At 71.6% G+C, this 11,474-nt stretch carries 9 protein-coding genes; 4 read left to right on the forward strand and 5 right to left on the reverse strand.

The annotated features are described in order from the left end of the window. Nucleotides 1-132: 132 nt before the first annotated feature. The 3 genes from ACFXPL_RS28310 to ACFXPL_RS28320 form a co-directional block, all read right to left on the reverse strand. Complete coding sequence (locus tag ACFXPL_RS28310) at nucleotides 133-726, reverse strand: TetR/AcrR family transcriptional regulator (protein ID WP_384924847.1); 594 nt, start codon at nucleotides 724-726, stop codon at nucleotides 133-135. Between the two features lie 82 nt (nucleotides 727-808). Next, nucleotides 809-2,485, reverse strand: coding sequence for a class I adenylate-forming enzyme family protein (locus ACFXPL_RS28315; protein ID WP_384924849.1), 1,677 nt, complete (start codon nucleotides 2,483-2,485; stop codon nucleotides 809-811). Beyond that, a complete protein-coding gene (locus tag ACFXPL_RS28320; RefSeq protein ID WP_384924851.1) occupies nucleotides 2,464-3,228 on the reverse strand; it encodes an SDR family oxidoreductase in 765 nt (254 codons plus the stop codon). Before ACFXPL_RS28320 ends, ACFXPL_RS28315 begins: the two co-directional genes overlap by 22 nt. A 247-nt stretch (nucleotides 3,229-3,475) precedes the next feature. On the opposite strand from ACFXPL_RS28320, the gene ACFXPL_RS28325 reads away from it, so the two are divergent. Next, nucleotides 3,476-4,759: an exo-beta-N-acetylmuramidase NamZ domain-containing protein gene (locus ACFXPL_RS28325; RefSeq protein WP_384924853.1), complete on the forward strand. Its 1,284-nt coding sequence runs from the start codon at nucleotides 3,476-3,478 to the stop codon at nucleotides 4,757-4,759. Between the two features lie 175 nt (nucleotides 4,760-4,934). Continuing rightward, nucleotides 4,935-6,254, forward strand: a complete 1,320-nt coding sequence (locus ACFXPL_RS28330) for an MFS transporter (protein WP_384924869.1) — start codon at nucleotides 4,935-4,937, stop codon at nucleotides 6,252-6,254. A gap of 130 nt (nucleotides 6,255-6,384) precedes the next feature. Here ACFXPL_RS28330 and ACFXPL_RS28335 read toward each other — a convergent pair whose 3' ends face one another. After that, nucleotides 6,385-9,237, reverse strand: coding sequence for a penicillin acylase family protein (locus ACFXPL_RS28335; protein ID WP_384924855.1), 2,853 nt, complete (start codon nucleotides 9,235-9,237; stop codon nucleotides 6,385-6,387). A 251-nt stretch (nucleotides 9,238-9,488) separates the two neighbouring features. Between ACFXPL_RS28335 and ACFXPL_RS28340 the strand changes: the two genes are divergently transcribed. Further along, nucleotides 9,489-10,100 carry a hypothetical protein gene (locus ACFXPL_RS28340; protein ID WP_384924857.1) on the forward strand — a complete coding sequence of 204 codons (612 nt, stop codon included), beginning with the start codon at nucleotides 9,489-9,491 and terminating at the stop codon, nucleotides 10,098-10,100. A 148-nt stretch (nucleotides 10,101-10,248) separates the two neighbouring features. On the opposite strand, the gene soxR is transcribed toward ACFXPL_RS28340, so the two are convergent. Next, nucleotides 10,249-10,737, reverse strand: a complete 489-nt coding sequence (soxR, locus tag ACFXPL_RS28345; RefSeq protein WP_384924859.1) for a redox-sensitive transcriptional activator SoxR — start codon at nucleotides 10,735-10,737, stop codon at nucleotides 10,249-10,251. 122 nt (nucleotides 10,738-10,859) lie between these two features. On the opposite strand from soxR, the gene ACFXPL_RS28350 reads away from it, so the two are divergent. Beyond that, complete coding sequence (locus tag ACFXPL_RS28350; RefSeq protein ID WP_384924861.1) at nucleotides 10,860-11,321, forward strand: MaoC family dehydratase; 462 nt, start codon at nucleotides 10,860-10,862, stop codon at nucleotides 11,319-11,321. Nucleotides 11,322-11,474: the final 153 nt, after the last annotated feature.

Below are 11,474 nucleotides of genomic sequence, written 5' to 3' on the forward strand. Positions count from 1 at the left end.
ACCTCCGGTCAGCGGAGAAGCCGCCGCACGGGCAGGGTGCGTTACGGACCACGTGCCGCACGGGCAGGGCGCGTTACGCGCGGGACGCCACGCCTGCCATGTGCGCCACGCGCGCCACGCCTGCCACGCCGTTCACGGGCGCAGCGCGCGCAGCAGCAGGTCCGCGAGGTGGTCCGCCACCTGGCGCGGGGTGAGCGGGCCGTCCGGCCGGTACCAGGTGGAGAGGTGGTGGACGGAGCCGAAGTGGTAGTCGACCACGAGGTCGGCCGGGGTGGCGGTGGAGAAGACCCCCGTGCGCTGGCCCTCCTCGATGAGCGCGCGGAACCGCTCGTGGTAGCGGCGCCGTTCCGTCCGTACCTGCTTGTTCTTCTCCGGGCTGAGGTGGTGCATGGAGCGGAAGAAGATCGCGGCGTCGTCCAGGTTCTCGATGGTCGTCACGACGACGTCGGCGGCGGCGTCGCGCAGCCGGCGCTCCACCGGCCCGTCCGCGTTCGCGAAGCCGTCGAGACGTTCCTGCTGGAGGCGGAGCACCCGGGCGTAGACCTCCTGGAGAAGGTCTTCCTTGGAGCCGAAGTAGTGGTAGAGCGCGCCCTTGGTGACGCCGGCCGCCTCGACGATCTCCTGGACGGACGTCCGGTCGTAGCCGCGCTCCGCGAAGAGCCGGGTGGCGGCGGCCAGCAGCCGCCGCGGGACGGGCTCGCCCTGCCCGTCCGTCGTCCTGGCCATCTGCCACCACCCGCCTTCCGCTCCGTGTCACCCCCGGATGGCCCCTCCGGGTCCGGTGAGGGACTGTCCCCGCCTGGGACGCTCAGTTGCGGGAACGCAGTTCCCGCCTGAGGATCTTCCCACTCGTGGTCTTGGGCAGCTCGGGCAGTATCTCGACCTCCCGCGGGTACTTGTACGCGGCGAGCCGCTCCCGGCAGTACGCGGTCAGCTCGGCGGGCTCCACCGTGGCGCCGGGACGCGTGCTGACGTACGCCTTGACGCTCTCGCCCCGATAGGCGTCGGGGACACCGATCACCGCGGCCTCGCGCACCGCCGGATGGGTGTAGAGCACGTCCTCGACCTCGCGCGGCCAGACCTTGAAGCCCGACGCGTTGATCATGTCCTTCTTCCGGTCGACGACGTAGAGCCAGCCGTCCGGGTCCATGAAGCCGATGTCTCCGGTGCGCAGTTCGCCGTCCGGGAACGCCTCGGCGGTGGCCGCCGGGTCGTTCCAGTAGCCGGTGACGACCTGGGGGCCGCGTACCGCGATCTCCCCCGGCTCCCCGAACGGGCGTTCGCAGCCCTGCTCGTCGATGATCCGTACGACCGTGTCAGGGCCCGGCACACCGACCGAGAGCGTCCCGGAGACCGGGTCCACCGGGGCTTCCCACTGGGGCGGTACGGAGGCGCAGGGCGCGGTGCACTCGGTGAGGCCGTAACCGTTGCGCAGATACGGGCCGAGCCCCGCGCGGAACTTCTCGACCAGCGCGGGCGGCAGCGGCGCGCCGCCCGAGGAGATCACCTGGAAGGAGGCGAAGTGCTCGCGGGTGACGTCCGGGTGGGCGGCGAGCGCCATGAAGGCGGTGGCGGGGCCGACGGTGTACGCGGGCCGGTGCTCGGCGAACGCGTCGAGGACGACGCCGGGCTGGAAGCGGTACGCGAGGGCGAGGGTGCCCGCGTTGGCGACGCACGCCGCGAGTTCGCAGACCATGCCGGTGATGTGGAAGAGCGGGGCGAGCGCGAAGTAGCAGGCGCCTTCGGCGATGGGGTGGCCGGCCCGCTGCCGTTCGGCGTTGACCATGATGTTGGCGTGGGAGTTCATGGCCCCCTTGGGTTTGCCGCTGGTCCCGGAGGTGTAGCTGATCAGCGCGGTGTCGGTGGCGGCCGGGTCGCGCCCGGCGGGCGCCGCCGATCCGCCGCGGGCCACGGTCAGCAGGTCGTCGGTGTCGGCGGGCGGCGGCTGCCGGGGGAAGCCGAGGACGCGAGGGTCGTCGCGGGTCTGGAAGTCCAGTTCGCAGGCGGTGAGGGCGATCCGTACGGGCGAGTCGGCGGCCGTCTCGCGCAGGAACGCCTCCCAGGTGCGGTCCGCGCAGATCACGGCCGTGACCTGGGCGTCGCCAAGGACATGGGCGACCTCGGCGGACTTGTACATGGGGTTGAGCGGGACGACGGTCGCGCCGGCCTTCCACGCGCCGAGCAGGGCGAGGACGAAGTGCGGGGTGTTCTGGAGCATGATCGCGACGCGGTCGCCGCGCGCGAGGCCCCGGGCGGCGAGATGGCCGGCCACGGAGTCGGAGAGCGCGTCCGTCTCCCGGTAGTCGAGCCGCCCGTCGAAGTAGGCGAGGGCGGTGCGTTCCGGCGCACGCCGGGCGGCGGTGCGCAGGGCGTGCACGAGCGAGACGGGCGGGTCGACGGGGGCCCGCTGGGCCTCGTCGAGCCGGCCGAGCCAGGGCTTGGCGGAGTAGAGGGACGCGGTGGTCACCGGGCATCTCCCTCCCACTTCTGCTGGATGTGGTTCATGGTGGAGAGCCAGCGGTCGGGGTCCTCGGCGCGTGCCCTGTGGAAGCCCGCGACCTCCGGGTGCGGCAGGACGAGGAAACGGTCCTGCGCCATGGCGTCGAAGAGGGCGTCGGCGACGGCCTCGGGTTCGATCGCGGTGGGCATGAGGACAAGGTCTCCGGCGCTTCCGGTGGCGGCGAGCATGTCCGTACGGACTCCCTGCGGACAGATCGCGTGGACCTTGAGGCCGCGGTGGCGATAGGTCAGCGACAGCCATTCGGCGTAGGCGAGCGCGCCGTGCTTGGTGACGCTGTACGGGGCCGCGCCGATCATGGTGAGCAGCCCGGCGGCGGAGACCGTGGAGACGAACCGGCCGGCGCCGCGCTCCAGCCAGTCGGGAAGCAGGACACGGCTCGCCCGGACGTGCGCCATGACGTTGACGTCCCAGGCGGCGGCCCAGACGTCCTCGGCGGCGAACGCGTCGCCGCCGGAGCCTACGCCGGCGTTGGCGCAGTAGATGTCGACGGTGCCGCCGAGGGCGTCACGGGCCTCGGCCACGACGAGGGAGGCGTCGCCGGGGACGGCGGTGGCGCCGATCTCGTCGGCGACGGCAGTGGCCTTCCCTCCGTCGAGGTCGTTGACCACGACGCGGGCGCCCTCGGCGGCGAATCTGCGGGCGAGGGCGGCGCCGATGCCGCCACCGGCCCCTGTGACCACAACCCCTGCACCGTGCACCGCGCTCATCGGGCCTGCCTTTCGGGCGTTCCGTTTCCGTCATGGAGTTCCGGACTTCCTCCGAACAGACTAACCAGTCGGTATGTCACGGGGAAGAGGAGCGGAAAACCGCCGGGCGGCCTCGTTCCCCCGGCGGGCGCGGGGCGCTAGCCTGCGTGGCCATGACAGACACCGGCCGAACCCACGACGGCCGATCCGACGCGGCACGTATCGACGCCGGCCGAGCACACGACCGCCGATCCACGGAGGTAGCGCGATGAGCCTGTCCAGACGGGGATTGCTGGCCGCCGGGGGCGCGGTCGGCGCGGCGGGGGCGACGGGCGCGGCGAGAGCCACCGCGTCACCGGCCACACCGCCCGCCGCGCCGCGCTCCGGCGGCGGCACGCACCGTACGCGCGTACGGACCGGCTTCGACCGGCTGGCCGCCGACGGCTACCGGCTGCTCTCCGGCCGCACGGTCGGCGTCGTCACCAACCCGACCGGGATCACGGCCGGCGTGCGCCACATCGTGGATGTGATGCACGCGGACGACCGCGTTCGCCTGACCGCCGTCTTCGGCCCGGAGCACGGCTTCCGGGGTACGGCGCAGGCGGGCGGCTCGGAAGGGCGGTACGACGATCCGGCGACCGGGCTGCCGGTCTACGACACGTATCTCAAGAGCGGGCAGCCGCTGGCGGACGTCTTCACCGCCTCAGGGGTCGACACCGTCGTCTTCGACATCCAGGACGCGGGCGCGCGCTTCTACACGTACATCTGGACGCTGTACGACTGCATGGAGGCGGCGGCGCTCGCCGGCAAGCGGTTCGTCGTGCTGGACCGCCCCAACCCGGTCACCGGCCGCGCGGCCCTCGGCCCGGTCCTCCGGCCGGAGTTCGCGACGTTCGTCGGCCGCCGGCCGATCGCGCAGGCGCACGGCATGACGGTCACGGAGCTGGCGCGGCTCTTCAACGGTGAGTTCCTGGCGCGCCCGGTCCCCCTGGAGACCGTACGGATGTCGGGGTGGGGCCGGGACGACTTCTTCGACGCGACGGGGCTGCCGTGGGTGCCGCCGAGCCCCAACATGCCGACGCCCGAGACGGCGTTGGTGTACGCGGGGACCTGCCTCTTCGAGGGGACCAACCTGTCGGAGGGGCGCGGCACCACGCGCCCGTTCGAACTGCTGGGCGCGGAGGACGTCGACGGTCGCTGGGCCGAGGCGGCGAACGCGCTGGAACTGCCGGGGGTGCGCTTCCGCGAGGCGTACTTCGCACCGACCTTCTCGAAGTTCCAGGGGAAGACGATCGGCGGGGTCCAGCTCCACGTCCACGACCGCGAGTCGTTCGATCCGGTACGGACCGGGATCGGGCTGCTGGTGACGGCGAAGCGGTCGTGGAGCGGGTTCGCCTGGCGCTCCGACCACTGGATCGACAAGCTGACCGGATCGGCGGACGTCCGCACGATGATCGACGCGGGCGCGGGGCCGGACGAGGTGGCCGACGCCTGGCAGGACGGACTGGCCGCGTTCCGTGCCGTACGGAGGAAGTATCTGCTCTACCGGTGAGGCACCCGGCGACATGGCACGCGCCGTGCCGGGTCGGGCCGGCCCGTCCTGAACCGTCGCGGGCCGCACGGGAGCCCCGTACGGCCGATAACAGTCGGTGGCGCCCCGATATCCGAGCGTCGTCAACAGACGCCGTTGACCGCTCCGTTCGGCGGCGTTGAAAGTGCCTGTCGTGATCGACAACACCCTGTCCCCCACGTCCACGGATCCCGCCGCGGACTCGCCGGAGAGTCCGGAGAGCGCGCGCCGGGTGGCCGTGGCGAGCTTCATCGGCAACACCGTCGAGCTCTACGACTTCTTCCTCTACGGCATGGCGGCGGCGCTCGTCCTCGACGATGTCTTCTTCCCCAACCTCTCCCCCCTCAACGCCACGCTCGCCTCCTTCTCCACGTACGCGGTCGCCTTCGTGGCCCGCCCGATCGGCTCAATCGTCTTCGGCCATTTCGGCGACCGTGTCGGCCGCAAGTCCGTCCTGGTCGCCTCGCTGCTGCTGATGGGCGTGTCGACCGCGCTGGTGGGACTGTTGCCGGGCTACGACACCCTGGGCGTCTGGGCACCCCTGCTGCTCGTCCTGCTCCGTTTCCTCCAGGGCATCGGGATCGGGGGCGAGTGGGGCGGCGCGGTGCTGCTCGCCGTGGAGCACGCGCCGCGCGGCCGGCGCGGGCTGTACGCGGCCTTCCCCCAACTCGGCCCGCCCGTCGGGTTCTCCGCCGCGACCGGCGCCTTCTGGCTGGTCTCCGCGACGCTCGACGAGGCGGCCTTCACGAGCTGGGGCTGGCGCGTACCGTTCCTGCTCTCCTTCGTGCTGGTCGCGGTCGGGCTGGTGGTACGGCTGAAGATCAGCGAAACCCCGGTGTTCGCACGGTCCGTGGCGCGGCGGGAGGCGAGCGGGGCGCCCATGGTGGAGCTCTTCCGCCGCCACACGCGGGAGTTGCTGCTCGGCGCGGGGGCGATGGCCGTCGTGTACGCCCTCTTCTACACGTCGATGACCTACAGCCTGTCGTACGCCACGACGGTCCTGGGCCTGCCGCGCACCACGATGCTCGGCCTGTCCCTCGTCGCCTGCCTCTTCCTCGCGGCCGGGATCTGGCTCTCCGCCACCCGCTCCGACACGGCGGGGCGGCGCCGGCCGGCGCTGCTGGGGTGCGGGCTGGCGGTGGTCTGGGGGCCGCTGCTGTTCCCGCTGCTCGACACCGGGCGGCCGGTGCTGATGGCGCTGGCCCTGGGCGGGGCGACGTTCTGCGTGGGCGTGGCGTCCGGCCCGATGGGCGCGTACCTGCCGGAACTGTTCCCCGCCCGGGTCCGCTACTCGGGCGCGTCCCTCGCGTACAACCTGGGCGGCGTCCTGGGTGGCGCGGTCTCCCCCTTGGTCGTACCGCGCCTTCAGCCGGCCTTCGGCTCGGCGTCGGTGGGCTGGTACGTGAGCGCGACGGCCCTGGTGTCCCTGCTGTGCGTGCGGGCGCTGCCGGAGACGCGGGAGCGCCCGTTGGGCTGATCCCTTCCGTCCGGTCCGGGAGCGCCCGTGGGCCGGACCGGGCGGTCCGGTCCGGCCCACGGGTCATCCCCTCGGCGGTAGGTGGCACACCGGTACGTGGCTCACCGGTACGGGCTCGTCGGTACGTGACTCACCGGTGCGAGGGGAACTCCACCACCTGCTGGTACGTCGGCCTGTTCTGCCAGTTGACCTTCGGGTGGCTGATGCCGCCCAGCGCCCGGTGGATGATCGTGTCCGTGCACCACTGGTCGCCCGCCGAGCAGTTGTCGTCGCCCGGGTAGACCGTGTTCGCCGGTACCGCCGCCGCCGTCCTGAGGGTCGTCAGCAGGATGTCGCGACAGGCGCTGAGCGAGCCGCCGCCGCAGTAGGTCTTCGGCGTCGCGCCCTGGACCGGGTCGCCGAGGACCTGCCTGAGGTCCTTGTCGACATACCCCCACCAGCCGTACTGGAACGACGAGCCGCTGTGCGCGCCCGTCGGGCCGTGGCTGGAGGCCGGGGACTCGTCGATCGGCAGTGAGGCCGTCAGCGCGGTGTAGAGACCGTCGCCGAGACCTGGCTTGAACTGTGCCTCCACCAGCCTCGGCCACCACGCGTCCATGGTGCGGACCGCCGCCGCGTTGCCGTACGTGTGCGAGCCCTGCGCGGTCTCCTTGCGGAGCGCGCCGGCCGTCCGCCAGGTCTCCAGTTGCTGGACGACCGTGTTGAGCGCGGAGTCGGTGACGGGCGCCGAGCGGATCACCTTCAGCAGCTCGGGCAGGACCTGTTCGCCCCTCAGGTCCGCCAGGGCCGCGTTGGCCATCGCGCGGGTGAGGGAGGCGCGGGTGACGCCGCCCGCCGCCACCAGTTTCCGCACCCGGTCGTCGAGCAGATTGCCCCGGTGCACCGCGCCGTAGCCGAATCCGGCGGCGTCGTAGTCCTTGGCCTGCCGGTTGTTCCAGGAGATGTAGTAGTCCTGCCCGATGGACCGCGGATGCTGGGCGAAGGGGGTGTACGCGGCCTCGTTGTACACCGGGTCGAAGCCCTGCCATTCGTACGCGCGTTCCGCCTTCACCGGGAGCGAGGCGTCGACACCGGACGCCCGGACCGGGTTCAGGCCGCTGTTGTAGTAGGCGGCGGTGCGGGAGTCCGCGTAGAACCAGTTGAAGGCGTAACCGACCTTGTGCGCGGCCTGCTGGAAGGCCGCCGCGTCCGTCATGAACGCGGGGTCGTTGAACATCTGGAAGCCGATGATCGAGTCGGCCTCGTGGCGGTAGGTGGTGCGCAGCGAGGTGTACGCGACGGGCTTGCCGCCCGTGGTCGCGCGGTGCGTGACCATGCCGTACTTGGTGCGCCAGACCTGGAGCCGGTACGAGCCCTCGGCGGTGGAGTCGGCCGTGGTGGGCTTCCAGGCGTTCTTGCGCTCCATCTTCTCCATCGGGGTGCAGACGGAGCGGAAGAGGTACGACGTGGACGCCTTGGTGGCGGCCGATCCGTCGGGCTCGCACAGCTCGACCGCGTAGGTGTCGGTGATGTCCTGCTGCGAGGAGGTCGCGCTCCACGCGTAGTCCTGGCCGCGCCCCATCTGTACGTACATGCCGACGCCGGCGAAGGAGACGCCGCGGGCGCTGATGCCGGGGCCCTGGAGTTCCTGGAGCATCATCAACTGTGGCGCGAAATAGCCGGTCTGCGGGCCGAAGACGGCGATCGGGTTGCCGCTCCTCGTGTGCGCGCCGGAGACCAGCAGCGCGTTGGACATGCCGCGCTTGGCCGAGAGGGACCCGGCGGGGATGACGCCGTCGTCGAAGATGCCCTGGAGCGGCTTCAGCTTCTCGGGCGTGTCGACCGGGGCCAGGGCCTTGGTGACGGCCGAGCCGGTCCTGTCGTACACGAGGGGTTCGGCGGCGACGGAGCCCGCGTCGGGCAGGGCGGTGCCGCGCGGCTGGTCGGGCTTCTGCGCGTACGGGAAGCTGGTGCCGTCATGGACGGTGAGGACGGCCTCGGGGTCGTTGCGCTGCCGGAAGGACTCCCAGAGGGCGGTGCCTTCGGCCACGCCGTACTTCTGCTGGGCGGCGAGGAGGGAGAGCGCGGCCTGCACCTCGCCGCCGCCTCCGCCGCCGAACTGGCCGCCGACGACCGACGCTATGGAGATCAGGTCGGTGAGCTTGAAGGGCTGGATCTCCCCGACGTTGGTGATGGAGTCGATCTTCCCGGTGAGGACGTACTCGCCGGGGAAGTAGCGGCCGTCCTTGGCCTTCTGCCGGTAGGCGTTGATGCCGTCGACGTACGCCTGGGCATCGGCCATGGCCTGCTCGCCGCGCGCGCCCTCGGTGGCCCTGATCCGCTCCATCTGGGCCTCGTACTCGGCCTCGGTGTACGGGGCGGAGGGCCAGAACTGCTGCTCAAGGCCCTGGTTGGCGAGTGCGCCGCCGGCGAAGGAGGTCAGTTCGCCGCGGCCGATGTGGCGGAAGAGATCCATCATCCAGAGCCGGTCCTGCCCGGCCGCGTAGCCCGCGCCGAACTCGGTGCCGTAGCGGGTGGTGCCCTTGATGTGCGGGACGCCGGTCTTCTTGTCGCGGGTGATGGTGACGTCGGAGCGCGGCGAGATGACGGACTCGGCCTGGTCGGACGGTACGCCGAAGGAGGCGTCGTTGAAGAAGTCGGTGATCTTGGCGTCGGTGAGAGCGTCCTGTCCGGCCACGAGGGAGTCGTAGCGGCCGAGCTGGTCCGAGGCGTGGGCGGGGAACGTCCCGAACAGCCGGTTGCCGAGAATGTCGGCGAGGGTGGCGTTGCCGTTCTGTCCCGGCGGCAGGATGTCGGCGCACTGCCCCTGACAGAGGTCGGGGTCGGCGGCGCTGACGGCGGCGGCCGCGGTGGGGGCCTGGGCGGTGGACGGGGCGGGTGCGGCGGTGGCCTGCGACTGGGGTGTCAGCAGGGCCGCGCCCAGCGCGAACACCGCGGCGGCGGTGAGGGTGGCGCGGTTGAGTCTTCCGGTGCGTCGTCGCATGGGGTGCTCCTCGGGGAGGCCGGTGCGCCGGAGGTTACCGGCGGTATGACTCGCCGGTAAGGTGAACATCAGTCACCTTTTCCGGATCCTCACACCCGAAATGCCTCCGGTTCCTGTGAATCGGCTTCGAACTCTGCTCGATATGAACCTGAATGACCGGATCCATGGCTGCCATCTGTTTTTTGATGGAGCCGAATGGGGCAGGCGTACGTCCATTCCTCAACGCCGAACAGCGACGGAGGTGGCAGACGATGGCCGGATTCCGGAGTCTCGCGAGACAGGTGCGCGACCCGCGGTGCGACCTGGCCTTGCGACGGTATTCACTGCGCAAGTGCCTGGAGCGGTTCGCCCCTTACGGGCACCGGGCGACCTGGGACCATCTGTGCGCGAGGCACAGCATGGAGCCGGAGGACAGGGCGCCGGACCCGGCGCGGCTGACGGCCGCGCTGGAAGAACTGGAAGAGGCGCGGGCCGTCTGGCTCGCGTACGAGATGGAGTTCGCCGAGCGGCGCAGGCGCGAGAAGCACGACGGGCTGAGGCGGCCCGGGAGCTGCGACGACTGGCACCGGCGGACGTGGGGCGGGAACGGCGTCGCACGGTGCGACAACCCGGCGGTCCATCCGTCGGAGTCGCTCGCCGAGGTACTGCGCCGGCTGATCTCGGGGCTGAAGAGCGGTCCCGGCGCCTCCTGCCCCGTCTGCGCGGAGCGCGGGTTCGTCTGGCGGCCCGACCTGTCGAACGAGCCGTGGTCGGGACCGGTCTGCACGGGGTGCGGCATCGTCGTGCCGCTGCCCGTCCTCACGTCCGAGGCGCTGGCCCGCGCGAAGCGGATGCGGCTGAGGGACCTGGCGTCGGTGGCCTAGGCTCTGTGGGGGCGAGTCCGGGACACGGGACGCCCCCCACGGAGTCGGTACGGAGTCGGCACGAGGTCCGGCCCGCGGCCAGGGCCGGAGGCCAGGGACAGACCGGCTCAGGACAGACCGGCTCGGGGCAGGTCCGCCCGGGGCCGGGTCAGCTCGGGGCCGGGTCGGAGTTCCGGGTGACGCGGCGCTCCGGCATCAGGCTCGAACCCGTCATGCGGTCGCCGAAGATGTCGTCGGGGTTGGACAGGACGCAGGTCTCCAGGGAGAGACAGCCGCAGCCGATGCAGTCCGTGAGATGGTCCCGCAGCCGGCCGAGCTGCTTGATGCGCTCGTCCAGCGCCGCCCGCCAGGCCCCCGAGAGCCTGGCCCAGTCGTCGTGGTTCGGCGTGCGCTCCTCGGGGAGTCCCGCGAGGGCTTCCCGGATCGTCGCGAGCGGTATACCGACCCGTTGGGCCGCCCGTACGAAGGCCACGCGCCGCAGCATGTCCCGGGAGTAGCGGCGCTGGTTGCCGCTCGTCCTGCGACTGGTGATCAGCCCTTTGGCCTCGTAGAAGTGCAGAGCCGAGACAGCGGCGCCGCTGCGCGCCGACAACTGTCCGACCGTGAGTTCGCTGATCGTCTCCGGGATCTGTGGCATCCCCCGGAGCCTACTGCCCTCGTTGACATCGGCGGTCGCGCGCCACATGCTCATGCTGAGCAAGCGCTTGGACAGACGTGTGAGCGGATTTTTCCACTCCTTCGAGAGGCGGCACCAGGGACATGGCCGAGCCGAGGATCTTCACCTCAGCCGAGGAGCTGCGCGCCGGGGTCGGCGAGCAGTTGGGGCACAGCGAATGGCTGGAGGTCGACCAGAAGCGGATCGACCTCTTCGCCGAGGCCACCGGCGATCACCAGTGGATCCACGTGGACCCGGAACGCGCGGCGACGGGCCCGTTCGGGACGACGATCGCGCACGGCTATCTGACGCTGTCGCTGCTGCCCGCGCTCGTACCGCAGGTCGTACGCGTCGAGAACGTGAAGATGGGCATCAACTACGGCACGAACAAGGTCCGCTTCCCCTCCCCCGTGCCGGTCGGCTCGCGGCTGCGCGCGACGGCCGTCCTGAAGGATGTCGCGGAGGCGGGCGGCGGCGTACAGATCACCACCCTCGTCACGATCGAACGCGAGGGCGGCGACAAGCCGGCCTGCGTGGCGGAGTCCGTGTCGCGCTACTTCTTCTGAGCACCACTGCTGGGCACCCGCTCCAGGGCCCGCTTCACGAGCGCCCGCTCGGGAGCCTCCGCTCGGGAACGCCCGCTTGTGAGCGCTGTCCCGTGGGGGGGGGCGGGGGGTACCCGGCCCCCGCCCCGCGAGCCGGGGCCGGACCCGGGGCTG

The organism is Streptomyces sp. NPDC059092 (genome assembly GCF_042756365.1).
Classification (GTDB): domain Bacteria; phylum Actinomycetota; class Actinomycetes; order Streptomycetales; family Streptomycetaceae; genus Streptomyces.